This window comes from Aeromicrobium sp. PE09-221 (assembly GCF_002174305.1).
Taxonomy (GTDB): domain Bacteria; phylum Actinomycetota; class Actinomycetes; order Propionibacteriales; family Nocardioidaceae; genus Aeromicrobium.
Window position 1 is genome coordinate 1 of record NZ_MIJB01000029.1, and the last position, 23,871, is coordinate 23,871.

General features: G+C 68.4%; 17 protein-coding genes. 13 read left to right on the plus strand and 4 right to left on the minus strand.

Annotation, left to right across the window (positions count from 1 at the left end; translation table 11 throughout):
- Nucleotides 1-107 precede the first annotated feature (107 nt).
- Nucleotides 108-1,298: an ArgE/DapE family deacylase gene (locus BHE97_RS15870; protein WP_236757737.1), complete on the minus strand. Its 1,191-nt coding sequence runs from the start codon at nucleotides 1,296-1,298 to the stop codon at nucleotides 108-110.
- Nucleotides 1,299-1,617: 319 nt separating this feature from the next.
- On the opposite strand from BHE97_RS15870, the gene BHE97_RS15875 reads away from it, so the two are divergent.
- A complete protein-coding gene (locus tag BHE97_RS15875) occupies nucleotides 1,618-3,480 on the plus strand; it encodes an anthranilate synthase family protein (RefSeq protein ID WP_087625014.1) in 1,863 nt (620 codons plus the stop codon).
- A 96-nt stretch (nucleotides 3,481-3,576) separates the two neighbouring features.
- Here the strand turns inward: BHE97_RS15875 and BHE97_RS15880 are convergent, their stop codons facing one another.
- Together BHE97_RS15880 and BHE97_RS15885 are read right to left on the minus strand one after the other, a co-directional pair.
- Nucleotides 3,577-4,260: a class F sortase gene (locus BHE97_RS15880; protein WP_087625015.1), complete on the minus strand. Its 684-nt coding sequence runs from the start codon at nucleotides 4,258-4,260 to the stop codon at nucleotides 3,577-3,579.
- Nucleotides 4,257-7,697, minus strand: a complete 3,441-nt coding sequence (locus BHE97_RS15885; protein ID WP_087625016.1) for a S8 family serine peptidase — start codon at nucleotides 7,695-7,697, stop codon at nucleotides 4,257-4,259. The genes BHE97_RS15880 and BHE97_RS15885 overlap by 4 nt, the downstream gene beginning before the upstream one ends.
- 140 nt (nucleotides 7,698-7,837) lie before the next feature.
- On the opposite strand from BHE97_RS15885, the gene BHE97_RS15890 reads away from it, so the two are divergent.
- The 12 genes from BHE97_RS15890 to BHE97_RS15940 all read left to right on the plus strand — a co-directional run bounded on the left by BHE97_RS15890 (nucleotide 7,838) and on the right by BHE97_RS15940 (nucleotide 23,130).
- The gene (locus BHE97_RS15890; protein WP_170931456.1) at nucleotides 7,838-8,935 is read left to right on the plus strand and encodes an ABC transporter substrate-binding protein; all 1,098 of its coding nucleotides are present in this window, start codon (nucleotides 7,838-7,840) and stop codon (nucleotides 8,933-8,935) included.
- Nucleotides 8,932-10,059, plus strand: coding sequence for an iron ABC transporter permease (locus tag BHE97_RS15895; RefSeq protein WP_236757738.1), 1,128 nt, complete (start codon nucleotides 8,932-8,934; stop codon nucleotides 10,057-10,059). The genes BHE97_RS15890 and BHE97_RS15895 overlap by 4 nt, the downstream gene beginning before the upstream one ends.
- A complete protein-coding gene (locus tag BHE97_RS15900) occupies nucleotides 10,056-10,916 on the plus strand; it encodes a heme ABC transporter ATP-binding protein (RefSeq protein ID WP_087625095.1) in 861 nt (286 codons plus the stop codon). The genes BHE97_RS15895 and BHE97_RS15900 overlap by 4 nt, the downstream gene beginning before the upstream one ends.
- A complete protein-coding gene (locus tag BHE97_RS20185) occupies nucleotides 10,913-11,854 on the plus strand; it encodes a hypothetical protein (protein ID WP_170931457.1) in 942 nt (313 codons plus the stop codon). Before BHE97_RS15900 ends, BHE97_RS20185 begins: the two co-directional genes overlap by 4 nt.
- On the plus strand, nucleotides 11,851-14,277 hold the full coding sequence (locus BHE97_RS15905; protein ID WP_170931458.1) for an HtaA domain-containing protein: 2,427 nt from the start codon (nucleotides 11,851-11,853) through the stop codon (nucleotides 14,275-14,277). Before BHE97_RS20185 ends, BHE97_RS15905 begins: the two co-directional genes overlap by 4 nt.
- 55 nt (nucleotides 14,278-14,332) lie before the next feature.
- On the plus strand, nucleotides 14,333-17,056 hold the full coding sequence (locus BHE97_RS15910; protein ID WP_087625019.1) for an immunoglobulin domain-containing protein: 2,724 nt from the start codon (nucleotides 14,333-14,335) through the stop codon (nucleotides 17,054-17,056).
- A 96-nt stretch (nucleotides 17,057-17,152) separates the two neighbouring features.
- Nucleotides 17,153-17,830: a biliverdin-producing heme oxygenase gene (locus BHE97_RS15915; protein ID WP_087625020.1), complete on the plus strand. Its 678-nt coding sequence runs from the start codon at nucleotides 17,153-17,155 to the stop codon at nucleotides 17,828-17,830.
- The gene (locus BHE97_RS15920) at nucleotides 17,827-18,219 is read left to right on the plus strand and encodes a hypothetical protein (protein ID WP_087625021.1); all 393 of its coding nucleotides are present in this window, start codon (nucleotides 17,827-17,829) and stop codon (nucleotides 18,217-18,219) included. Before BHE97_RS15915 ends, BHE97_RS15920 begins: the two co-directional genes overlap by 4 nt.
- 121 nt (nucleotides 18,220-18,340) lie before the next feature.
- Nucleotides 18,341-18,895: a Uma2 family endonuclease gene (locus BHE97_RS15925; RefSeq protein WP_236757739.1), complete on the plus strand. Its 555-nt coding sequence runs from the start codon at nucleotides 18,341-18,343 to the stop codon at nucleotides 18,893-18,895.
- Between the two features lie 58 nt (nucleotides 18,896-18,953).
- On the plus strand, nucleotides 18,954-21,221 hold the full coding sequence (gene purL / locus BHE97_RS15930) for a phosphoribosylformylglycinamidine synthase subunit PurL (protein ID WP_087625023.1): 2,268 nt from the start codon (nucleotides 18,954-18,956) through the stop codon (nucleotides 21,219-21,221).
- Nucleotides 21,222-21,495: 274 nt separating this feature from the next.
- Complete coding sequence (locus tag BHE97_RS15935; protein WP_087625024.1) at nucleotides 21,496-22,113, plus strand: DUF47 family protein; 618 nt, start codon at nucleotides 21,496-21,498, stop codon at nucleotides 22,111-22,113.
- Nucleotides 22,114-22,116: 3 nt separating this feature from the next.
- On the plus strand, nucleotides 22,117-23,130 hold the full coding sequence (locus BHE97_RS15940; protein WP_170931459.1) for an inorganic phosphate transporter: 1,014 nt from the start codon (nucleotides 22,117-22,119) through the stop codon (nucleotides 23,128-23,130).
- A 143-nt stretch (nucleotides 23,131-23,273) separates the two neighbouring features.
- Here the strand turns inward: BHE97_RS15940 and BHE97_RS15945 are convergent, their stop codons facing one another.
- Nucleotides 23,274-23,822, minus strand: coding sequence for a PepSY domain-containing protein (locus BHE97_RS15945; protein ID WP_087625025.1), 549 nt, complete (start codon nucleotides 23,820-23,822; stop codon nucleotides 23,274-23,276).
- Between the last annotated feature and the right edge of the window lie 49 nt (nucleotides 23,823-23,871).

Sequence of the window (23,871 nt, forward strand, 5' to 3'; positions counted from 1 at the left end):
GCGGTGACGCCCCCCTGAGACCCGCGCCCGAGGCCAAGATATGGCCACTTGTGGCCCGTTCTGGACCTCGGAAACGGGCCACAAGTGGCCATATCTTGGCCCTGTGGTCAGGTGCAGCGGGCGAGGATGAGATCGCGGTAGATCTCGGCGCAATGGACGACCTCGTCGATCGGCACCGACTCGTCCACGGCATGGGCATCGGCGATCGACCCCGGCCCATACTGCACGGTCGGGATGTCCGCCCCGACGTAGAGTCGCAGGTCCGAGCCGTACGGCGCCCCGGCAGCCCCGGCACCCGTCAGCTCGCCCACCTGCCGCACGAAGTGATGGTCCGGGTCCGTCATGCCCGCCGCGAAGCGACCACCGGGCCAGCTCACATCGATCGGGTTCTCCCGCAGCCACGGATCCTGCGCGCAGAGCATCCCGATGTGCTGTTCGAAGGCCGCTTCAGCATCCGCGAAGCTCTCCCCGGGGCGTACCCCGTACCGTCCCTCAGCGACGAGCCGATCGGGAACGGTGCTCGCCCAGTCACCGGCACTGAGGATGCCCACCGAGATCGGGAACGGCAGGGGGCCGAAGAGAGTCGGGACATCGGCATTGCGCTCGGCCTCCAGCGTGTCGAGCGCCTCGAGGACCTGGGGGAGCAGTCCGATCGTCGAGACCCCGTCACGGCGCATCGAACCATGCGTCGCCGCGCCGCTGATCTCCAACCGGAAGGTCAGCGAACCCGCATTGGCGGCCACCACCCGGCCGGCCGTCGGCTCCGCGATGAGACATGCATCGCCGGTATGTCCGCGGCGCAGCGTGTCGAAGGTGCCGAGTCCGCCGTCCTCTTCGGCGACCACCGTGTGGATCGCGAACGGACGGGCGAGGGAGCGATGGTCGACGGCACGCGCGGCGGCGAAGATCGCCGCGACCCCGCCGAGCATGTCGCAGGTGCCGCGCCCGCGCCAGCGGCCGTCGCGGATGGTGAGGGTGAACGGGTCGGACTCCCAGAGCCCGACCTCCCCGATCGGCACGACATCGACGTGCCCGGCCAGGATCAGCGCGGGACGGTCCGAGGAGGTGGCGGCGACACAGCCCCACATCTCCTCGCGCTCGACCTCCTCGCCGGGATAGCCAGGATCGGCACGCAGATCCTCGAGGTCGGCGTGCCAGTGGTCGACCTCGAGGCCGAGGGAGGTGAGACGCTCGGCGCACCAATGCTGGATGGCCACCTCGGCCTCGGAACCGCCGACCGCCCCGAAGCCCACGAGGGTGGCCAGGTCGTCGCGCAAAGCGTCCTCGTCGATCTCCACGCGATCAGTGTGACATCTCGCCCTGGGCGGACCGATGATGCGCTGCAATAGCCATAGCGACCCGAGCACATCATCGTTCGTCCAGCCGGGGACAGACGATGCGCGTTGCGGCTGCCGGGGCGACCACGGTGCATCATCATCGGTCCGCCGGAGGCGTGGACGGTGGCCGGACGGAGATGCGCTACGCTGCCCTCCATGACGACTCGTACCTGGTGGCGCCGCCCGTAGGTGGCCTGTCGTCCCGTTGTATCCAACGCCCAGTCCGCCGTCGGCCGGTACTGGGCGTTCGTCGTCCACGGCCACGACACGTAGGAAGACCATGACCCTGCTCGACGATCTGCTCGCCCAGCCGGCCTTCGCCCTCATCCGTGGGCGCGAGGCCGACACCGTCACGCTCATCGGCGGCCCCCGCACCGATATCGAGAGCCTGGCGGAAATCCCCATCGTCGAGGGTGCAGAGGAGCGATGGGACCACCTCGTGCTCGTCCCCTATGCCCAGGTGCGCGAACGGGGCTTCGCGGCACATCAGGACGGCACGCCGCTGTCGGTCATCCGCGCAGACCTCCTCGCCGAGCTGCCCCTCGCGGACGTGCTCGAGCAGCTGCCCGATGTTCCTGTCGAATTCGTCGACCGCGGCGGCTTCGACACCAGCGACGAGGACTACGCCGAGATCGTTCGACAGATCATCGAGGGTGAGATCGGAGTCGGTGAAGGCGCCAATCTCGTCATCGGCAGGCACTACCGCGCGCAGGTCGCCGAGTGGGGGCATGAGCGCGCGCTGACGGTGCTGCGCCGACTCCTCGAGCGCGAGCGCGGCGCCTTCTGGACCTTCCTCGTCTTCACCGGCGATCGCTACCTGATCGGCGCGAGCCCTGAACGGCACGTGAGCCTCGACGCCGGGCAGGTACGGATGAACCCGATCTCGGGCACCTTCCGGATGCGCGGCCTCGAGACCCACGCGGACCGCAAGCGCGAGCTGCTGCGCTTCCTGTCCGATGAGAAGGAGATCTACGAGCTCTTCATGGTCGTCGACGAGGAGCTCAAGATGATGTGCGATATCTGCCATGAGGGCGGACTCGTGCTGGGCCCCTATCTCAAGCCGATGAGCCATCTCGTCCACACCGAGTACCTGCTCGCCGGGCGCACCGACCGAGATGTGCGCGACGTGCTGCGCGACTCCATGTTCGCCGCCACCGTCACCGGCAGCCCGGTCGAGAACGCCTGCCGGCTCATCGCCCGGTACGAGCCCGAGGGCCGCGGCTACTACGCCTCGATCGCGGCGCTTGTCGGTCGCGATGGCCAAGGGCGGCAGAAGGCCGACGCTCCCATCCTCATCCGCACCGCGGATGTCGACCTCGACGGCCGCCTGAAGGTCAGCGCCGGGGCCACCCTCGTCCGCGACTCCGATGCGGCCTACGAGACGGCAGAGACCTGGGCCAAGGCCGCGGGCATCCTCAGCGCCTTCGGCCTCGTCGACGACGCCCCGCCCGCGGCTGACGGCTTCGATGCCTTCACACGTGAGGACGACGTGCTCATCGCCCTCGGCTCGCGCAATCAGCGGCTCAGCCAGTTCTGGCTCAGCGACCAGTCCGGCACGGAGCCCGAGCCGCACCTGGTCGGCAAGCGGGTCGTGATCCTCGACGGCGAGGACGACTTCGTGAACATGCTGTCGCATGTGTTCGGGGTGCTCGGCATGAGCACCGATATCGTGCGCCACGACGAGTATGCCGAGGGCGCGCTCGACGGTCACGACCTCGTCGTCGTCGGTCCCGGCCCGGGCGACCCCCGGGTCGACGAGCCCAAGATGCGGGTGCTGCGGGGCGCCGTCGACCGGCTGCTGGAGCGTGAGCAGCCCTTCCTCGGCGTCTGCCTCGGCCACCAGGCGCTGTGCCACCAGCTCGGGCTGGATCTGACCTTCAAGGACATCGTCTTCCAGGGCACGCAGAGCCGACTCGAGGTGCTGGGGCGGTCCGAGACGGTCGGCTTCTACAACACCTTCGTTGCACGGGTTCCGGAGCAGGGGCTCCCCGAGGGGGTCAGCGTGGAGACCGACGAGAACGGGGATGTGCACCTCGTCGCCGGACCGCACTATCGCGGCATCCAGTTCCATGCCGAGTCGATCCTGACCCAGCGTGGCTATGAGCTGCTGCGCGATGTGGTGAACGAGCTCCTCCCCGCCTGAGCGATGAGCCTGGCGACACCCCGTTGAGTGTGACGTTTGGACGGTAAAAACGACACTTTCGCCGTCCAAACGTCACACTCAACGGGGATGTGATCGTCACCATCGTTCCGGCTCTGAGGACACGTCGCCCGACGACTCGGGGGCGAGCCGGGCGTAGATGACGACGTTGTCGTCGGTGGGACGCCCTTGATCGTCGAACAGACAGCTGATCAGGACCAGGCGTCCCGGGTTCGCCGTCCACAGATCGGCGATGTCGGCGAGCCGGCTCTGTTCGTGGATCATCGTGCGCTGCACGATGTACACGACCTCGCCGTGCTCGGTGGTCACGATGATCTCGTCGCCCGCATAGAGGGAGCTGCGCTGTTGCTCCCGGTCGACGAGGGCGTTGAACGCCGCCGGACCCACCGCCGCGCTATGGCCGATCAGGTAGGCCGTCTGATCGGCATCGGCGCCCATGCCGGCGTAGTCGTCGAGCCAGTACGCGCGGTCGCCCGTCGGCGGTACGAGGACGCCGTCGACGGCGGGCGGCTGCACGCCGACCTCGGCGTGCAGGTCGACGACCGGCACGCTGACCTCGAGCGGGGCGGCCGCGGGCAGCGGGCGGATGTCCCCCGACGCCGCGACCGACTCGACCTGTCGCCGTTCGGGGGGCGGCTCGGGTCGGTCGGCGCCGAACCATCCGACGGCGCCCACCACCGCGATCACCACGCCGACGACGATCACTGCGAGCGTCCCGATCAGCAGTGGTCGCCGTCGGGTCTCGGTCGTCTGCCGTGTCACGGCGTCCCCGCACGGTGGGCCGGTCGCCGCAGTGCCGCGACCACCAGGACCAGAGCGGCGGCGATGAACAGCACGCCGGTGCCGGCGATCAGGGCCTGCTCCAACCCGCTCAGCGACAGACCCGATCCGCCGTCGGTGCGAGGAGCGAGGATCGCGCCCTCGGCCCGCGGGGCTCCGCGAGGCTCGGCGTCGTCCTCTTCGCCGATCTGCAGCTCCACCCAGCCGATGAAGGTCCCTTCTGCGTCGACGAAGGTGAACTTGTACAGTCCGTCGTTCAGGCTGGACACGTCCAGCTGGACCCGGCCCTGGTCGTCGGCGCTGAGCCAGTCGACCGCTGTGCCGGAGGGGTAGACATGGGTGAAGAACCAGTCGCCCTCGTTCGCTCCGGGAATGGTCACGGTCAGCAGGTCGCCGTCCCGCTCGGCCTTCAGCCCGCCCTGATTGGCGCCGTTCAACTCGTCGATGTCGTCGACGGGCTTGTCGGGCGTCGTCGACGGACGCTCAGGACGATCCTGCCGCTGGGCGGTGGTGGTCGCGCCGGGACCCGCCTGCGGGGAGCTGGCGGCCGGGGCGAGCTGGGAAGGCCCTCCTCCGGATCCGCCGCTCGCCGCGCCGGGACGCCAGGGCGAGCCCGAACCGCCCTTGCCGCCGGGAGGTCTGGGGTTATCGGGATCATCCGGGTCGTCGGGGTCATCGGGATCGGTGGGCTCGATGATCTCCGGAGGAACGCTCGCCGCGCCCTCCGGTGCCGCCCAGTCGATCGCGTTGACGAAGACCTGCAACGCCCCCAGCGACCAGTTTCGCGAGTTGACCGAGGGCGCAGTGGCGTTCAGTGACATGAGCACCGACCGGTGGCGACCGGACTCGGCGACCGCGATGCCGCCGCCCCGGGCGGTGACCCCGCGGTCGCCGTCGATAGTGACCGTCTCGGCCAGCACCTGCCCCTGCGGGTACGCCGCGAACCACGCATGGTGCTTGGGGCCGTTCTGATCGTTGTGCACGATGACGTCGCCGATGCCGTAGGCGCCGCCGGTGGCGAAGCCGCGCTGGAAGATCGGGTGGTCGGCGATGACGCGATATCCGGTGGAGGCGATCGAGGGGTCATTGGGATCGTCCGCGGTCGCCCGCCCGCTGGGAGAACCGGTCGCGTTCGCCAGCTGGGCGATGCCCGCGTCCGCGCTCGTGCCGAGATCCAGCCAGAGCACGCCGGTGCCGGCGGCCTCGGCATGCGAGATGAACGTGCGCACCCGTTCGGCGTCGACGCTCGCCGGGGTGTCCCAGACCACCACGTCGTAGCCGGCCTCGTCGAGCTCCGACTGGTCGGGCAGTCCGGGCGTGCTCTCGGCGTTGAGACCCGCCGAACGGAGCGCTCGCACCGTGTTGCCCCGATCGCCGAGCACGAGCACCCGGGTCTGCTCGGCGAGCCGGTATTCGATCGTGGTGGTCCCGCCGGCGCGCACGGTGGCGGCGTCGGAGACGGACTCGATGTACCCCTCGGCGCTCGCGCGGACCTGGTACGCGCCGGCCGGGAGATCCTGGAAGCTGAAGCGGCCGGCGGCGTCGGTGCTGGTCTTCACCGGCTGGCCGAGGACGGCGACCTCGGCGCCCGCGATCGGTGCGCCGTCCAGGTCAGTGACACTGCCGGCCACGGTGCCGGTGGTCATCGGGGTCAATCGTGCCTCGAGCGTGACCACCTCGTCGGTGGGCACATGGGCCTGCACCTGCTGACTCTCATAGCCGAAGCGCTCGACGGTCAAGGTGTAGTCGCCGGGGACCAGGTCGGCCTGGAAGGTGCCGTTCTCATCGGTCGTCCACCGTTCTCCGACATCGGCGAAGGAGACCGTGGCCCCCCTGATCGCCGAGCCGGTGGCGGCATCCCTCACCGTGCCGCTGACCCCTGACGCACCGAGCACTGCGGAGATCGCCTTGTGCACGTCGATGCGGCCGTGACCATAAGCCGGGTCGGGCGCGGCGCCCCCACCGTCCGGATGCCAGGCGGTGTTCTCGAGCGCGTCGACGATCTGGTCGACGCTGAGTCCGGCCTGTGCTGAGCGGAGCAGGGCCACCGCGCCGGCGACATGTGGCGTCGCCATCGAGGTCCCGGTGGAATTTCCCCACTGGCCACCGGGTATCGCCGAGAACACGGCGGTGCCCGGCGCGCTGACATCGGGCTTGACGAAGCTTTCGGGCCAGCCGTACTTCTCACTGATCGCGCGAGGCCACTGCGTCACCGCCCCGCAGGAGCCCGGATCGACCCGGTCGTCCACATCGGTCATCCCGACGCCCACGGCCTCGTACAGGTTGCCGGGCGACGAGGTGCCGCTGGCGCCGCAGGGTGCGTTGCCGATCGCGATCGCCGGGAACACGCCGGCATCGCGGACGTTGCGGATGATATCGGCATAGGCGTCGGAGTAGCCACCCGAGCCGAGCGACATGTTGATGACGGTGGCGGGTGCGCCGACGTGGTCGTCCTTCGACTGCGCGGTGTGCGGGTCGAGTGCCCACTGGATTCCCGAGAGGATGGAGGCATAGGAGCCGCCACCGGGACCGCTCAGCACGTTGGCGGCCATCAGCTCGGCGCCGGGTGCCACGCCAATCCGGGTTCCCGAGGCGTCACCGCCCGCGATGGTCCCGGCCACATGAGTCCCATGCGAGCCTGGGTCGCTGGGGCGCGAGGGAACGGGGTCACCGCTGGCGTCGAAGCTGATCCAGCCGCCCGGATACAGCGGATCGTTGAGATCCGACCCCACGAGACGGCCGGCGATGTCGGGATGCTGCGGGTCGATGCCGGTGTCCAGCACAGCGACCCGGACCCCCTCGCCGGTGACCTCGAAATCGCTCCAGGCCTGAGGTGCCCCGATCTTGTCCAGACCGTAGGTGACGGCGGTGCCGTCGGCCAGGGCGGTGGTCATGGCGCCGGCGACCGCGGCCGGCTCGACGGCGCTCGTCTCCAGCGGGGTGACCTCGAAGTTGGGGATGACCTCGATGGCTCCGGGCAGCTCGGACAGCGATCGCAGGGTCGATTCGCTGGGCACCGCCCGCACCAGAATCGCCCCATTGATCCAGAACCGCTCGATCACGTCCACGTCCTCGGCGAGCTCGCCGAGGGCTTGCTCCGCACGGTCCCACTGGTCCTCGGCATTCGCCCGCAGCGAGCTCACCGATGCCTCGGTCTCGCCCTTGACGGAGGGGTCGACCTCCGGAGGCGCGAACCGGACCACGATGTCGACCGGCTCAGGTCTGTGGTCCTCACCCGCGGACCCCCGGCCCTCCGTGGTGAGTTGATCGCTCAGCGACGCGAGCTCGGGCGAGATGGGAGCGGGCTCCTGCTCGTTGACGGGAGCCGGCATCCAACTCATCGCCGTGAACAGGAGGGTCGCCGCGACGACGAGTGCGGCGATGCCCGCTGGTCGTCGACGGGCACGAACGAGTTTCACAGGGGCCTTCCGATGCGGTCACGGTGAGCCGGCACCCATCGAAGGGGCTGACATCACGCTAAGATATAGCTAAGCCTTGCCTAAATTAGCTGAGGCAAACCTATTGCGCAAGGCAAAAACTTAGGTTAACCTCAGCTATCGTGACTGTCCCCCTCTGTCGCGTCGCCCTCCGTCCCTTCGCGGCAATCCTCGTGATCCTGTGCTTCGGTCTCGGCGCGTGCGGACTCCTGTCCGAGGGCCCCGAGGTCGCCCACGCCTCGGGCAGGGCCGACAGCCCGCGATCCTTCGAGGGTCCCGACACCGCGACGCTCGCCTCCGGTGACATCACGCCGATCACCAGCGATCCGCGGCCAGACCTGCCGACCTCGTTCACGGGCCTCGACGGAGAGACGGTCGAGATCACCGACACCAGCAGGATCCTCGCCCTCGACGGCACCGGAAGCCTCGCCTCGGTCGTCTTCGGCCTCGGCTTCGGGCCGGACGTCGTCGGCCGCGATGTCACCACCGGCTTCGACTCAGCCAAGGACCTGCCGCTGGTGATGGACAATCACACGCTGAACGCCGAGGCGATACTCGATCTCGACCCCACCGTCGTGCTGACCGATTACAGCGTCGGCCCCTATGACGTGCAGATGCAGCTACGCAAGGCCGGCATCCCGGTGGTCTTCTTCGAGCCGGCGACCGGTTTCGAGGACATCGGGCGGCTCATCGGCGACGTCGCGACGGCCCTCGGCGTCCCCGAACTCGGCGAGCAGTACGTCGCGGATTTCGAACAGCGGCTCGACGCCACCTTGGAATGGGTCGAGGAACTGGCCCCCGACGACGAGAGCGACCGCGTCCGCATGGTCTTCCTGTACATGCGAGGGCAGGCGAACGTCTATTACATGTACGGCAACGAGCCCGACGGAAGCCAGGGCATCGCCGGTGTCCTCATCGAGGCGCTCGGCGGGGTGGACGTGGCCGGGGAGCTGGACTGGACCAGCGGGGCGCTGACGGCTGAGGGACTCATGCGGTTGGAGCCCGATCTGTATCTCATGCTGACCCTCGGGCTGGAGTCGGTCGGCGGCATCGAGGGACTGATGGATGTGCCCGGCGTCGCGCAGACACCGGCAGGGGAGCGGCAGCGGGTCGTCGATATGAGCGACTACGAGATGTTCAGCTGGGGCCCGCGGACCCCGGAGATCTTGGAGGCCCTGGCCAGGGCGGTCTACCGCCCAGATCCAGAGGAGGGTCCGTGACGGCCGTCGACGAGGGTCGCCCTGCTCAGATCGAGCGACCCCGGCTGCTCGACCTCCCCGAGACCGTTCCCGAGCTTCCGCGGGCGGGCCGGGGGAGGATCATCGCACTGTTCATCGTCGGCGGAGCCGGCCTGGTCATCGCGGTGCTCACCTCCGCGGCGATCGGTCAGATGCAGATCCCGGTGTTCGAGGTGATCGGTGCGCTGTGCCGTCGCGCTGAACTGATCTGCGGCGCCGACGCCAGCAGGATCAACGGGGATGCGGCCGTCTGGGAGGTCCGGCTGCCACGAGTCGTCCTCGGGGTGCTCGTGGGCGCCTCCCTGGCGGCGGCGGGCGCCGTGATGCAGGGCGTCTTCGGCAACCCGCTCGCCGATCCCGGCGTGATCGGCGTGTCCTCGGGCGCGGCCCTCGGCGCGAGCCTGGCCATCGTGCTGGGTCTCGGCGCGACGAGCTCCTTCGCGATCCCGGCGGGAGCTTTCGTCGCCGGCATCCTCACCTCTTTCCTGGTGTACTCGATGGCTCGCTCCTCCGGCCGGACCGAGGTGGTGACGCTCATCCTCACCGGGGTGGCGGTCAACGCGGTGGCCGGGGCGGGGCTGGCCTATCTGACCTTCGCCGCCGATACCAACCAGCGCGAGCAGATCGTGTTCTGGCAGATGGGCAGTCTCAACGGCGCCCTGTGGGAGCAGGTGCGCACCGTCGCCCCGATCCTCATCATCGGGTTGATCGCGGCGCTGCTCCTGGCTACGAAGCTGGATCTGCTGTCCCTCGGCGACGATGCGGCCCGCCACCTGGGCATCGATATCGAGCGGTTGCGGATCATCGCCATCGTCGTGGTCTCGGTGTTGACGGCTGCGGCGGTCGCCTTCGCCGGGATCATCGGCTTCGTCGGCCTGGTCATCCCTCATCTCATCCGCATGCTCGTCGGCCCGGGACACCGGGTGCTGATCCCCGCGAGTGCGATCGGCGGCGCATTGATGCTGACCGTCGCCGACATGTTCGCCCGCACCGCGGTGCCCTATGCCGAGCTTCCGCTGGGCATGCTCACTGCTCTGGTCGGCGGGCCGTTCTTCTTCTACCTGATCCGTCGGTCCCGCGACCGCGCCGGGGGGTGGGCGGCATGACGGCGTTGATCACCAGGGCCACTGTCCCGCGGGCGCCGGAGCTCGGTCAGATCGTGCTGGAGGCGCGCGGCGTGAGCGTCGATCTCGGTGGAACCCAGATCATCGACGGCATCGACCTGGACGTGAGGTGCGGCGAGATGCTGGCCATCGTCGGGCCGAACGGCGCCGGCAAGTCGACGCTGCTGGCGGCCCTCGCGGGCGACCGCCGCTATCGGGGCAGCATCACGGTCGACGGACGCGAGGTCTCCCGCTGGCGGGCGCCCGATCTCGCTCTGCGGCGGGCGATGCTGCGCCAGGAGAACACGCTCAGCTTCCCCTTCACCGTGCTCGACGTGGTCAAGATGGGCCGAGCTCCCTGGCAGCGGATCACGACCCCGGCGGAGAACGAGCGGGTGATCGCGATGGAGATGACCCGCACCGACACTCTCCGCTTCGCCACCCGGCCCTTCACCTCGCTGTCCGGTGGCGAGCGTGCCCGGGTGTCGCTGACACGGGTGCTCGTGCAGGCCACGCCCGTGCTGCTGCTCGACGAGCCGACCGCCGCCCTCGACATGAACTATCAGGAGCAGGTGCTGGCCATCGCCCGGCAGGCGGCTCGCCGCGGCTGCGCGGTGGCCGTCGTGCTCCACGACCTGGCCGCGGCCGCGGCCTACGCCGACCGGCTGCTGCTGCTCGACGACGGCCGGCTGAGCGCGGTCGGCACCCCGGCCGAGGTCCTCGACAGCACCAGGCTCACCGAGGTCTACCGCCACCCGATCGAGGTGACCCCGCGCGCCGACGGCGTGCTGAACGTCGTCCCGATGCGGTTCGCCGACGACACCCCGCCCCGCCCGACTTCGATGGAGGCAACACCATGACCGACCGCTGGACCGCATCAGGCCAGCCCGATTCCCGCGTGGGTCTTCTCGTGGCTCGGCTGGGAGCCGTGCTCGCGTTGCTGACCGCGATGCTGTTGACACCCGCGGGCCCGGCGTCCGCTGCCGGGAGCGTTTCGGTGTCCCCGGCGCCCAGCGCCTCGGGGCCGACCACAGTGACGCTCTCGGGCTCCGGATTCCAGTACCAGCCCAACGCACCCGGCGGCGTCTACGTGTTCTTCGGCGCGGTCAGCGACCCCGCCGGAGGATCGTGGTCGCCGAGCCAAGGCGGGAAATCCGGTCAGTCCTTCGCCTATGCGAGCACCGGCGGCTCCCAGCTCCTGATCGCCTTCGAGGGCGGGGACTCGGCCGAGGCGGCCAACGGCATGATCCGCCCCGACGGCACCTGGTCCGCCCAGATGACCATCCCCGGCAGCACCTTCGAGGCGACCTCGGGCAATCCGCACGCCGGTCAATCGGCCGCCGGCGAGACGATCGACTGCACCGTCGTGCAATGCGGCATCATCACCATCGGCGCACACGGCATGTGGAATGCCAATAACGAGAGCTTCACGCCGATCAGCTTCGGCGGCAACCCCACCGGGGGGTTCCAGGCCCCGGCCGGCAGTGCGGACACCACCGCCGCCGGCGGTGGCGGTCCCGTCGCGGTGCCCGAGCAGGAGAGCCCGGACGACCAGGCCGAGCCCGAGCCCACGGCGGAGCCCAGCCCCGTGACCGACGACGAGCCGCAGGCCGCGGCCCAGGTGACCGACGATGAGGGATCGGCGGTCTCATGGATCGTCATCGGCGTGTTCGCCGTGGGCCTGCTGGCATTGGTCGCCGCGCTCATCACCCTCGTCCTTCGATCTCGGCGACAAGTCCGACAGCCGACCCCTGTCAGCGCCGGTGCAGTGCCGGCAGATACCAAGGAGCAGCAGTGACCAGTGTCATGATCCCTCAGCGGCGATATCGGTGGCGCTCGTGGACCGCGGCGGTTCTCGCGGCGGCGGTCGGAACCGTGGCGCTGACAGGTGTCGCCTCCGCTGGCACCGCACAGGCCCGACCGGCCTCCGCGGCCGCGGCGGAGTCGGCCGTCACCGTCAATTCCGGCACGCTCGAGTGGGGTGTACGCGCCTCGATCCGCAACTACCTGGAGAACTTCGAACACACCGCCGGCTGGGTGGAGGCCCGAGACGGGGCGACCTACGACCCGGGCGATCCGGCGATCGTGTTCTCCGACGCCAACGGCTGGGTCGATACCGAGCAGCAGTCTGCCGAGCTCTCCTTCGCCGGTGAGGTGCAGATGTTCGGCTTCGGCGAGGACTGGCTGTGGTTCGAGGACGTGCGGGTGACGGTCGACGGCGGCGATGCCGAGATCATCGCCGATGTCATCCAGAGCTACAACGTCAAGGAACGTCGCGATGACGTGACACTCGCGACCTTCGAGCTGCCCGATGGCGCGGTGGGAGTCGAGGACGGCACGCTCGAGATCGCCGCTGGGGAAGGGCTCTTCACCGAGACGGTATGGAACGAGCACCTGCCCAAACTGGGGGGCGCGGCCACCTACGGTCCGCCGAACGACTTCACCGACCCGTTCTCGGTGACCGCGGAGCTCGAGGGATCCACCCCCGGCCCGGGTCCCGAGCCGACCGAACCGGAGCCCACCGAGCCCGAGCCGACGGGTCCCGTGCCCACCGTCCCGGCACCCGACCCCGACGAGGCCCCGTACGGTACGAGCCGGGGTACGCCACTCGCCGGCACCGATTCCTACATCGCCGTGACGCCCGGATACGCACTCGACCCCGACGGTACGACGAGGGTCACCGTCGAGGGATTCAACTTCAATCCCGGGCCGGCGGTCGAGCCCGGCACCGGCAGCGGCGGCATCTACGTCGGTCTTGGGCAGGCAGCTGATCCCGATACCGAGAACTGGCGGCGCAGTAAGGGCGGTGTCACCGGCCCCGGTGCGGATCTGGATTATGCGTCACCCCGGTTCGTGGCACATCAGAACTCCGCTGATGGCGATGTCGCCGATGCCATGATGGACGCCGACGGCTACTGGAAGTTCGAGCTCGACGTCCCCGGTTCGACGCTGGAGAGCTTCTTCGGCGGCAGCGCCATCGACTGCCTGGAGAGCCGCTGCGGCGTCTACAGCTTCGGAGCGCATGGCGTCGTCAATGCGGACAACGAGGCCGCCACCTTCCTTCACTTCCCCGGTGACGGCACCGAGGACGGCTGGCCCCCGCGTGAGAACGAGAATCCGGACGCCCCGCCGACGAGTGAACCCGATCCGCTGCCAGCCGACAGCCAGCTCACCGATGCCAACCGCGGTGGTCTGACCGAGGTCAGCCGTAGTGGACGCGCGCTGACGGTGGGCGTCGGGCAGGAGCACGCCCAGCAATGGGTCGGCGCCACGCTGCATCCGGATCCGGCGTTCATCAGCTGGTACCGGGTGAGCGGCAACGGCAATATCACCGTCACCCTCCCGTCGGGCATCGCGGAGGGTGAACATCGGCTCTCCGTGGTGGACCGGGATTCCGAGCTGCTCGGCTGGTTGCCGTTCAGCTATGCCGTCGACCAGAAGCCCCCGCCGACCGGTCCTCCAGGTGAGAACCCCGGTGGCGTCGATAAGAACCCGCATGGTTCCAGCACGGGTGAGAACCCACAGAGCGGGGCGAGGCTGACGGTGGAGCCGGCCTATGAGCTCGAGGACGAGGGGCAGAAGGTCACGCTCACCGGCGAGGGGTATCCCACCTCCAACGGCGGCAGCAACTTCGGCGGGGCCTACATCATGTTCGGCTGGATCGATCCCGAGCTCGGGGGGAGCTGGGGACCGTCGGGAGACGGCGTCGGTGGACACGGCTATGTGTACATCGAGGGCGAGGAGAACCAGAGCATGGTCAGCTATCCCGGAAACACCACCGTGCCCGGTTTCCCGACGATGGACGAGGACGGCGACTGGGAGGCCGAGTTCACCATCGCCTCCTCGCGGTTCACCGCCTTCGGCCAGGACGTCGACTGCTACACGATGCAGTGCGGTGTCATCACGATCGGCGCTCACGGACAGGCGAATGCGGGTGTGGAGGTGTTCACGCCGGTCTACTTCGACGCCGACGGCTCGTCGATCGACCCCGATGCCCGTCCCGTCGCCGGCGGTCAGGGCGGTGACGGTCCGGGACTCGGTACCGATGGGCTCGCCCCGGCCGCGGGAGCACCCGCCGGATTGAGCGCCGCCACTGGCCTGGTCGACGGCTCGGACCCGGCCGCGGCCCGTCTGGTGGCCCTCATCGGCCTGCTGATCGCGGCGGCCGGTTCCCTGGGCTTGGCCTCCCTCTGGGCCACTCGCCCCGTTCCACGTTCCTGATTCCCCCCACAGCTCGGTCACGCCTTGTGTCCGAGCCCCACACAGAAGGAAAGCAATGAAGAGATCCCCTCGATCCCGCGATGTGCTGCGGCGGTCGCGACGAGCGGCGGTTGTCGCGACGGCGGTCAGTGCGCTCGGGGTGGCCACACTCGCGCCGGCAGCAGCCGAGCAGACGCAGGCTGTCCCACTGTCGAATGGTGCCGAGCGCACTCTTACCGTCACTCCAGATGCCGGGCTGAACACCGACGGTGAAAGCACGCTCACCCTCGACGGCTCCGGCTTCGCGACCACCACGCCCTCGGGCAGCAGCTTCGGTGGCGCCTATCTGCTGTTCGGTGTGGTGACGCCGAAAGATCCAGCCGATCCCGATAGCTGGGGCCCGTCCAAGCGGGGCGTCGCGGGGGTGAACTACAAGTACGCCGCCGGCGCGGGCGTCTACCAGAGCATGGTCAATTATCCCGGCAGTACGACACAACCGGGTGTACCGACGATGGATGCGAACGGCGATTTCCAAGCCGAACTGGTCATTCCTGGTCCCCTTTTCGAGGCACAGGCCGGTGGCGAGATCGACTGCTTCGTCGAGCAGTGCGGTGTCATCACGATCGGGGCCCACGGTCAGGTCAACGAGGGAGTCGAGACCTTCACCCCGGTCTCCTTCGAGGAGGTCGACGAGGGGGTCGCTCCGTCGTTCACGACCGATCCGGTGTCGGTGTCGGTGGTCGAGGGTGAGTCGGCGTCCTTCGAGGTGGAGGTGGCTGGTGATCCGGTTCCGGAGTTGCAGTGGCAGCGTGCGGCTGCTGGTTCGGATGAGTGGTCCGATGTTGCGGATGCGACTGGTTCTGAGTTGACGGTCGCCGAGACCACGCTGGCCGATGATGGTGCCCGGTTCCGTGTGGTGGCCACGAATAGCGCCGGCGAGGTGACCTCTGCTGCGGCGACCTTGACCGTCACCGAGGCGGCCGTGGTGGCTGAGCCGACGACGGTGCGGGTGCTCGGGCCCGATGGCTCGGACTTCCCCGGGTTCTTCGTGGGCAGGGCTGGTCCAGGAGAGCTGCGTGCGTCGGTGACTCCGCAGGATGCTGCTGGCGTCGTGGAGTTCTTCGATGGTGACACCAGTCTCGGCAGGGCCGAGGTCGAGGACGGTGCCGCGTCGGTGGTCACCGATGCTTGGCCTGCTGGTGGGGAGCGGTCGGTGACGGCGACGTTCACCCCGGACGATGCTGAGGCCTTCGAGCCCTCGGAGACCACCTCGGCGGGCCGGTATCAGGTGGTCGACCCCAAGCGCGTGATCGATGACATCGTCGTCGGTGATGAGGGTGTGCGTCAGGTCGGTTCGGCCTCGCTGGACTGGTCGATCGCCAATATGTACAACAGCTTCGGCTACTGGTTCGACAAGCAGGCGATCAGTGGCAATGTGACCGTCCCCGATCTCGTCGAGGGTGATCCGTTGTACAACACGCAGCGGAAGTTCACGTTCAGCGAGGGTTCTGGTTCTCAGGATGCTGCCGGTAACACCGTCATCTCCTTCGAGGGCACGGCACGGGTCACCTCTGGTGCGGCGAATCAGTGGAACTTCACCGATCCGCAGGTGCATATCAGTCCTGAGGGTGAGGGTTATGTGACTGCGGAGTTCTCGGGCTACTTCCGGATCGAGGGCATGGCCGAGTACGACTACGGTCCTGTCCGGGTGACTGTCGCGACGTTCCGTGACGCGGAGGTCACGACCGATGAGGACGGCGTCTCTTCTCTGACCGTCGATCCGATCTGGGAAGGCCAGGCCGATGAGGGCACCTGGATGACCGGTTCGACCGCCTCGTTCCCGAACGAGTTCACGTCGTTGCTGTACTCGGGTATCCGGTCGTTCTTCTACCAGAGCGGGTCGAGCGCCGATTCCTACAAGAAGCCGCTGCCGATCACGCTGGGTTACACGGTCGATACGAGCGTGGCTCCGTCGTTCACGACCGATCCGGTGTCGGTGTCGGTGGTCGAGGGTGAGTCGGCGTCCTTCGAGGTGGAGGTGGCTGGTGATCCGGTTCCGGAGTTGCAGTGGCAGCGTGCGGCTGCTGGTTCGGATGAGTGGTCCGATGTTGCGGATGCGACTGGTTCTGAGTTGACGGTCGCCGAGACCACGCTGGCCGATGATGGTGCCCGGTTCCGTGTGGTGGCCACGAATAGCGCCGGCGAGGTGACCTCTGCTGCAGCGACCTTGACCGTCACCGAGGCCGTGGCGCAGCCGCCGGCGGGCGACCCCCGGGTGCCCGGTGAGGACGAACTGACCGATGACACGGCCGGAGACGTGGAATTCGTCTCCTACGAGGACGGTGTCCTGGTCATGGACGTCGGCGAGCACCTGTCCGGCGAATGGCTGGGCCTAACGGTGTTCTCCGATCCGCAGTCGCTCGGTTGGAAGCTGGTCTCCGCCGATGGTCGCATCTCGGCCGAGGTCGAGCTCGATCCTGGCGAGCATCGTGCGGCGGTCACCGATGAGGACGATGCCCTTGTCGGCTGGGCGGCTTTCACCGTCCCCGGTGACACCGATGGCGGTACCGATGGTGGCACTGATGGCGGTACCGATGGGGGTACCGATGGCGGTACCGATGGTGGCACCGATGGTGCGGGCTCCGGTAACGCCGGGTCCGGCACCGATCTCGATGCGCCGGGACCGAAGGCTGACGGTTCGCTGCCGACGACCGGTGCGGCCGTCGGACTTGCCGCCATCCTGGCCGCCATGGGAGCCATTGCCGCTGGTCTGATGCTGCGGAGGCGCCAGAGCCTCTGAGCGTCCGCCGGAGGGACAGCTCCCTGGGGTCCGGCCGCCCGTGCCGGGCGGCCGGGCCCCGCACCCATGACGTGATCGATTGAAAGGACGGTGGCCATGACGGCTACGACCAATGAGCAGACCCTCTCCGCACGGCTCCGGGCGGTGTCGTTCGGTGGCGCCCATTCGGAGGGTGCCGAGGAAGCTGCCGAACCCGGCCGCTACTACGAGCTCTTCCTGCGGGGAGGGCTCAACGGCGAGCAGGTGGCGGCGCAGGTGGTGCAGCATCTGCAGATGTACCGGCCGCTGGAGGAGGCGGCCCGCCACCACGACGCCGAAGGCCGATTCCCCTTCCGGTTCCCGGAGCTCGATCGGGTACCGGCGCTGGAACGCGACCTGGAGTTCTGGCTCGGGCCGTCCTGGAACGAGCAGGTCATCGCGACGCCACGGATCGCGGCCTATGTCGACCGTTTGAATGAGGTGATCTTCGACTCGGTGCCGCTGTTCGTCGCCCACCAGTACACGCGCTACCTCGGTGATCTCTCGGGGGGCCAGTCGATCGGCAAGAGGTTCCGCAAGGCCTATGAGCTGACTGATTGGCGGGGGGCGGAGTTCTACCGCTTCGAGCAGATCGACGACCCACGGGCTTTCAAAGACCGGTATCGCGCGGCGCTCGACTCCTATGGCTTCACGGCCGACGAGATCGCATTGATGGAGGACGAGGTACGTACCGCCTACCGGTTGAACAACCGGGCGGCCCTCGACCTGGAAGAACTGCTCGGCGAGGCGCCGTGAAGCTCGGCTTCCGTCGTGTGATGGCCGTTGCCGCGATGCTGACCGGGCTCGCGGCAACGGCCGCCTGTACGGGCGGGTCCGAGGAGCCGGATGCCGCGTCCGAGAGTCGGCAGTCGGCCGACCGTGTGCTGCCTCTGCCCGAGCTGCCCACTTTCGCGGAGGACTTGAGCATCGGCCAGAGCATCGATGTCATCGTGGATGTCCCTGATACCCACTGGACGGTTTCGTCTCAGGACGATTCGGTGCTGGCGGCCGAGGTGCCGGCGCCTGAGGACGGCCCATCGGTGATCCGGCTCGACGCGGTCGGAGCGGGGACCACCGTGGTCGTCTTCGAGTCCGAGCCGGATCTGCGGGTCGAGCACGAGTTCACGGTGGTCTCCCAGGACTGAGGTGTCCACAGGGTCGCGCGAGGCCGATGTTCTCCACAGTTTCGATCGGCGTCCTGGCGATCGCGCCTCGTGTCCGTTTCGCTGATGGTCATGGGGAAAGGAGCGAACTACGATGACTGCCATGGCTGTTCCGGAGGTGCTCGGCCTGCCGCGCGGCAGGGCGCTGACCCGCGACGATCTGGACGCGATGCCCGATGATGGGCACCGTTACGAGCTCATCGACGGGGTGCTCCTCGTGAGTCCGGCGCCGCGCTTGGTCCACCAGCGGGTCATCCGGAAGCTGTCGCGTATTCTCGAGGACCATTGCCCGGAGAGCGAGGAGGTGTTCTTCGCTCCTGTCGATGTGGTGCTAGCTGAGGACACGGTCATCCAGCCGGATCTCCTGGTGGCAGCCCGTGAAGCGTTCACCGAGCGCGATCTGCCGGCTGCTCCCCTTCTGGCGGTGGAGGTTCTGTCGCCGTCGACGCGCAACATCGATCTGCTGTTGAAGAAGGAGCGGCTGCGACGTGCCGGCGGTGCCCACTACTGGGTGATCGATCCCGACGAGCCGTCGGTGACGGCCTGGGCACTGGTCGACGACGAGTACGCCGAGGTGGCCCGGGCCACCGGCGCCGGGCGCTTCGACGTCGCGGAACCGTTCGCCCTGAGCCTCGTGCCCTCGGAGCTCATCGGCTGACCCGACGGGCGCGAGATGCCCGGACCGGCGGAACGAGCGTCACCAGTAGGCTGGGGTCGTGACGCTGGATACCGTCGAGCACGCCTCCTCCACCCCCGACCACGAGCAGCCCTGGGCCGAGCTCGGACTCAAGCCTGATGAGTACGAGCGCATCCGCGAGATCCTCGGCCGCCGCCCCACCGGTGCCGAGCTCGCCATGTACTCCGTCATGTGGAGCGAGCACTGCTCCTACAAGTCCAGCAAGGTGCACCTGCGCAAGTTCGGCGAGCTCCCGCAGGAGACGCCGCTCGGCAAGACCCTCGCCGGTATCGGCGAGAACGCCGGCGTCATCGACATCGGCCAGGGGTACGCGGTCACCTTCAAGGTCGAGTCGCACAACCACCCCAGCTACATCGAGCCCTACCAGGGTGCCGCCACCGGTATCGGCGGCATCGTGCGCGACATTCTCGCGATGGGCGCGCGCCCCGTCGCGGTGATGGACCCGCTGCGCTTCGGTCCCCTCGACGCGCCCGACACCGCCCGCGTGCTGCCGGGCATCGTCGCCGGAGTCGGCGGCTACGGCAACTGCCTCGGCCTGCCCAATATCGGCGGCGAGGTCGTCTTCGACGAGACCTACGTGGGCAATCCGCTCGTCAACGCGCTCTGCGTCGGCGTGCTGCGTCACGAGGACCTCCACCTCGCCCATGCCACCGGCGCCGGCAACAAGGTCGTGCTTTACGGCGCCCGTACCGGCGGCGACGGGATCGGTGGCGTGAGCGTCCTGGCCTCGGAGACCTTCGACGCCGAGGGTCCCAGCAGACGGCCCGCCGTCCAGGTCGGCGACCCGTTCATGGAGAAGCTGCTCATCGAGTGCACGCTCGAGCTCTTCGCCGCCGGTGTCGTCAACGGCATCCAGGACCTCGGCGGCGCCGGGCTGTCCTGCGCGACCAGTGAGCTCGCGAGCGCCGGTGACGGTGGCATGCACGTCGAGCTCAGCCACGTGCCGCTGCGGGACTCCACGCTCTCGCCCGAGGAGATCCTCATGAGCGAGAGCCAGGAGCGCATGATGGCGGTCGTCGAGCCTGAGCACCTGTCCGGGTTCATGGACATCTGCGAGAAGTGGGATGTCGAGGCCGTCGTCGTCGGCGAGGTGACGGACGGCGATCACCTGGTCATCGACTGGCACGGTGAGACCGTCGTCGACGTGCCCCCGCGCTCCGTCGCCCATGACGGGCCGGTCTACGAGCGCCCCTATGCGCGTCCCTCCTGGCAGGACGACCTGCAGGCGGACGCCGCCGAACGGCTCCCGCGTCCGTCGACCGGTGAGCAGCTGCGCGAGCAGTTCGAGCAGGTGCTGACCAGCCCGAATATCGCCGACAAGGGCTGGGTCACCAAGCAGTACGACCGTTACGTCCTCGGCAACACGGTGCTCGGTGAGCCCGACGATGCCGGCATGATCCGCATCGACGACGAGACCGGCCTCGGCGTCGCGATCTCGACCGACTGCAATGGCCGCTTCGCCAAGCTCGACCCCTATGCCGGGGCCCAGCTGGCGCTCGCCGAGTCCTACCGCAATGTCGCGATGTCCGGTGCACTGCCGCTCGCCGTCACGGACTGCCTGAACTTCGGCTCGCCGGAGGACCCGGACGTCATGTGGCAGTTCGAGCGCGCCACCCACGGCCTCAAGGACGCCTGCGCCGAGCTCGGCATCCCCGTCACGGGCGGCAATGTGTCCTTCTACAACCAGACCGGTGAGATCCCGATCCTGCCCACACCCGTCGTCGGCGTGCTCGGCGTCATGGCCGATGTGCGCCAGCGGATCGCCACCGGCTTCCGTAGCGAAGGCGCGCACGTGCTGCTGGTCGGCCGCGAGAGTGCCGATGAGCTGTCGGGATCGACCTGGGCCGATGTCGTCCACGGTCATCTCGGCGGGCTGCCGCCCGCGGTCGATCTCGATGCCGAGCGTCGACTGGCCGATCTCATGGTGCACGCCGCCAAGGAGGTCATCGTCGAGTCCGCGCACGATCTCTCCGATGGCGGGCTGGCGGTCGCTGCCGCCGAGGCGGCCTTCCGCCACGGTATCGGCGTCACGCTGGAGCTCGAGGACCCGTTCGTCGACCTGTTCAGTGAGACCACGGGCCGTGCGCTCGTCGTCGTCGCCGAGGAGAACCATGAGGCCTTCGTCTCCCTCGCCGAGCGCTTCGGTGTCGAGCTCGCCTCGATCGGCCGCACCGGTGGCGACCGGATCGTCGTCGACGGCCAGTTCGAGGTGGGAGTGGCCGAGCTCCGCGAGCGCTGGAGCGCGGTGCTCCCTGCGGTCCTCGGAGTGATCGACGCCCAGGGGTAGTCGGCGGCACGCTGCGTTTTGTGGAGCCACCTCCCCCCCAGGCGAGCTCGAACCCCTCGACGAGGGTCTGCGCGACGACGCCATCCTGACCGAGATCCATCTCGGTCGGCCGGGTGATGATCGCTGCCTCGGGGGTCGAGATCGACACTCTCCCGGTCGACCCTTCTGCGGCACACGACCAGCAGATGAACGAACGATGACCGCGACTCATGCCGCTGGACACGTGCCGTTTAGCATGGTGGGCGGCCAACTTCCGCCTCTCTAGGAGTACCGCGTGCGGTTCCGCATCCGACCGGTCGAAACGACCTTCTACGAGCTCTTCACCGAAGCCGCCGAGCACCTCGTCGGCGGAGCGAATCTGCTCGCCCAGGTGCTCGACGTCGATATCGACAATGGCGACATCGCCGAGCGTATGCGAGAGGCCGAGCATCAGGCCGATGAGACGACGCATCGCATCATCAAGCGCGTCAACAGCACCTTCATCACCCCCTTCGATCGTGAGGACATCTACGATCTCGCGAGCAATCTCGACGATGTCATGGACCACATGGACGAGTCGGTCGACAGCATCGTGCTCTACGGGGTCAGCGAGTTCCCCGAGGCCTTCGCCGCGCAGATCGCCGTGCTCCAGCGTGCGGCGCAGCTCACGGCCGAGGCCATGCCGCGGCTGCGCACGATGACCGATCTCGAGGAGTACTGGATCGAGATCAACCGGCTCGAGAACGAGGGAGATCGCAACCACCGGCGGATCCTCGCGCACCTCTTCGACGGCAGCTACAAAGCCATGCAGGTGCTGAAGCTCAAGGACGTCGTCGAGTCCGTCGAGCAGGCGATCGACGCCTTCGAGTCGGTTGCCAATACGATCGAGCAGATCACCGTCAAGGAGTCCTGACCGGTGGATCTCACCCTGGCGATGGTGGTCACCGTCGTCGTGATCGCTTTGGTGTTCGACTACACCAACGGCTTCCATGACGCGGCCAATGCGATCGCGACCTCGGTCTCGACCCGCGCCCTCACGCCGCGCGTCGCCCTCGCGATGGCGGCCATCCTCAACTTCGTCGGTGCCTGGCTCGGTGTCGGCGTGGCGCAAACGATCCAAGAGCTGATCCAGATCGACTCGGCACCGGGAGAGGGCTCTGCCCACGCCCTGACGATCGTGTTGGCGGCACTCATCGGCGCGATCACCTGGAACCTCATCACCTGGTACTTCGGCATCCCGTCGTCGTCCTCGCATGCCCTGATCGGCGGCATCGTCGGTGCGGGCATCGCCTCCGCGACGACCGTGAGCTGGGATCTGCTGGTCAACAAGGTCGCGATCCCGATGGTGCTGTCGCCCGCGGTGGGCTTCCTCGGCGCCTATCTGGTCATGGTCATCATCATGTGGGTCTTCCGCAAGGCCCGACCCACCCGGGTGAACCGCGGTTTCCGGCTCGCGCAGACCATCTCGGCAGCCGGTATGGCCCTCGGCCACGGGCTGCAGGACGCGCAGAAGACCATGGGCATCATCGTGCTCGCCCTGGTGGCGGGCGGACTGCACGATGGCAACGACGTGCCCTTCTGGGTGATCGTCGCCGCCGCCTCGGCCATCGCGGCCGGCACCTACTCCGGCGGGTGGCGGATCATGCGCACCCTCGGGCGCCGGATCATCGAACTCGACCCGCCCAAAGGCTTCGCCGCCGAGGCGACCGCGGCCTCGGTGCTCTATGTCATGGCGATCGGCCTGCACGCGCCGGTCTCGACCACCCACACGATCACCTCGGCGATCATGGGCGCGGGTGCGACGCAGCGGTTCAGTGCCGTGCGCTGGGGAGTGGCACAGGGCATCGTGGTCGCCTGGGTCGTCACGATCCCCGCGGCAGCCACGGTCGCCGCCCTCTTCTACTTCGTGGCCCGCCTCTTCCTCCCCTGACACGGGACTCTCCCTCTCCCGAGAGTGGCGAGTTGCGCACCCCTCGCTGGCCGGGGCGGTGATCTACGCACGTCTCGATGCGAGTGAGAGGTGCGTATCCCACCGCCCCGATGGGCGAGAAGTGTGTCGGTCACCGCCCCGGGTCAGTCCCGGCGGCTGTCGAGGACCGTGAAGCGGTCATCGAGCCAGACATCCCATTCGGTGCCGTCCTCGGCCACGACCTCGACCTCGTACGCGGCCGTAGCATCGCCGATCCGGTCATCACTGGCCTCGACATCGTGGACCGTGCCCGGCACCTCGGCCCGGGCGGCCTCGGATGCCTTGGCCCGCTCGTCCTCGCTCACGGCCCGGTCATCGGCATCGCGTCCGTCGTCCCGGTCGTCGTCGCTGTCGAGGACGGCGAAGTCCTCGTCGAGCTTCACGTCGACATCGCTGCCATCGGGGCGCGTGACCTCGACCTCGTAGGCCTCGACATCATCGTCGTCCCCGCGCTCGGCATCGGTCACCTCGCCCTCACCGACATGTTCGAGGGCCGCCTCGCCGGCCCGGTCACGGTCACCGCCGCGGAGACCGTCGTTGCCCGCAACCCCGGCGATCGCCGCGCCGCCGGCCCCCAGCACCAGCACCGTGGCGATACCGCCCACGAGGATGGTCTTCTTCTTGTTCCCTGAGATCGTGTCCTTGATGTTCATGGCGTCAGTCTCGGCCGACCTCGCTGAAGCCTGGCTGAACGTCGCTGAA